Annotated in this window: 2 protein-coding genes; one reads left to right on the top strand and one right to left on the bottom strand. The window is 37.9% G+C overall.

Annotation, left to right across the window (positions count from 1 at the left end; translation table 11 throughout):
• Nucleotides 1-26 precede the first annotated feature (26 nt).
• Nucleotides 27-1,142, bottom strand: a complete 1,116-nt coding sequence (locus ACSFVZ_RS20405) for an IS630 family transposase (protein WP_435559512.1) — start codon at nucleotides 1,140-1,142, stop codon at nucleotides 27-29.
• A gap of 59 nt (nucleotides 1,143-1,201) precedes the next feature.
• Here ACSFVZ_RS20405 and ACSFVZ_RS20410 point away from each other — a divergent pair, with 59 nt between their 5' ends.
• Nucleotides 1,202-1,453: a LexA family protein gene (locus ACSFVZ_RS20410; protein WP_435559513.1), complete on the top strand. Its 252-nt coding sequence runs from the start codon at nucleotides 1,202-1,204 to the stop codon at nucleotides 1,451-1,453.
• The last annotated feature ends 36 nt before the right edge of the window (nucleotides 1,454-1,489 follow it).

Below are 1,489 nucleotides of genomic sequence, written 5' to 3' on the forward strand. Positions count from 1 at the left end.
CTAGTACTTCATCACACAAGTTCTGACTAGTTGAGGGCACCATAAGCCCTCTCAAGTTTTTCACGAGCTGATTCAACATTAAATAGCCAGTTTATACTTGTTCTTTCTTTATTCCTGCTCCATTCCCAGGCCGCGAGTTCTGTCTTTAGTTCTTCCATACTTGCTATACGTCTATCTAAACATTGCTTATTCATATTACCAATTTCTATCTCGACCATATTCAACCAACTCGCGTGTTTTGGTGTGTAATGTAATTCTAGTTTATTTAAAATCCGGCGTGCTTCCTGTGGAGAAAATGCTTTATATAACGCTCCTTCTGTATGAGTTGATAAGTTATCTAATACAACTTTTATTTTGTTCGCATGTGGATAATGAAGATCAACTAAATCCCTCATACAATTAGCAAAGTCAATTTTCGTCTTTCTTTCTGTTGCTTTAACATGCCGCCAACCTCGATGGCGATCGAAGAATACAAATAAGTTGGCCACACCTACACGTTTATATTCATAATCTAACCGCTTAGTCTGCCCCTGCTTCATTGGTTGTGCCGGTCGAGTATCATCTACAAGTTGTTTCATCGCCTCATCAAAGTTAATTATGGGATTTAACTCATCTGCTGGCTCAGCATATAACTCGAGCACATGTTCCATCCGCGCGATATATTCAGCATCCATTGTCGCCACACACCACATCTTTTTTTGCCATGGTTTTAGTGCATTCTCTTGAAGACGCCTCCGTATTGTTTCATACGAAATACTATCTAAATCTGTTAATGTAACTAATCGCTCTCCAAGTAAAGATAATGTCCATCTAGAGTGACCTGTTGGCGGCCTAGTACAAGCTGTGGCGATTAACGTTGCTTCATCTTTCGCAGAAGTTTTTCTCATTGCACCACTTCGTGCACCTTCATTCATAGCTGCCGCTAGATTCTCTTCAACGAACTGGCGTTTGACTCGAAATACGGTGGAAGAGCTCACTTGAACAGCTTCACATATTTGCTCTGTTGTATATCTACAACGGTCAGCTTTTAACAAAATAGCAGCACGCTTGTACTTTCGAACATTGACCATGCCTTTTTTGCAATAGTCTATTAATTCTTGTTTTTCTTCTTCTGATAATTCAACAATATACTTTCGGTTCATAACAATATTAAGTAAGTTTATATGAGTTAAAGGATCGTTGATTAGGGTAAAAGTTCATTATGAATAAAGAAAAGTCGCCACTGTTTACAGCAAAGCAAGGTCAGTATTTAGCATTTATTTATTACTACACAAAAGTGAATGGGATTGCGCCTGCTGAAAGTGATTTTGAGCGCTACTTTGGAACCGCACCTTCAAGTGTTCATTTAATGATTTCAGTTCTTAAGAAGAAGAAATTTATAACATCAGTTACTGGAAAAAGCAGGAGTATTGAATTATTGATTGAAAAAGATCAGTTACCTGAATTTAAGTAGGGGCAACTGATCAAAATATATGTGAAAGAGTACTAG

Source organism: Pseudoalteromonas nanhaiensis (genome assembly GCF_051235485.1).
Taxonomy (GTDB): Bacteria; Pseudomonadota; Gammaproteobacteria; order Enterobacterales; family Alteromonadaceae; genus Pseudoalteromonas; species Pseudoalteromonas lipolytica_C.

Excerpts from the sequence above, each read along its gene's own strand:
- ACSFVZ_RS20405 (WP_435559512.1), bottom strand. The coding sequence starts at position 1,142 with ATGAACCGAAAGTATATTGTTGAATTATCAGAAGAAGAAAAACAAGAA.
- ACSFVZ_RS20410 (WP_435559513.1), top strand. The coding sequence starts at position 1,202 with ATGAATAAAGAAAAGTCGCCACTGTTTACAGCAAAGCAAGGTCAGTAT.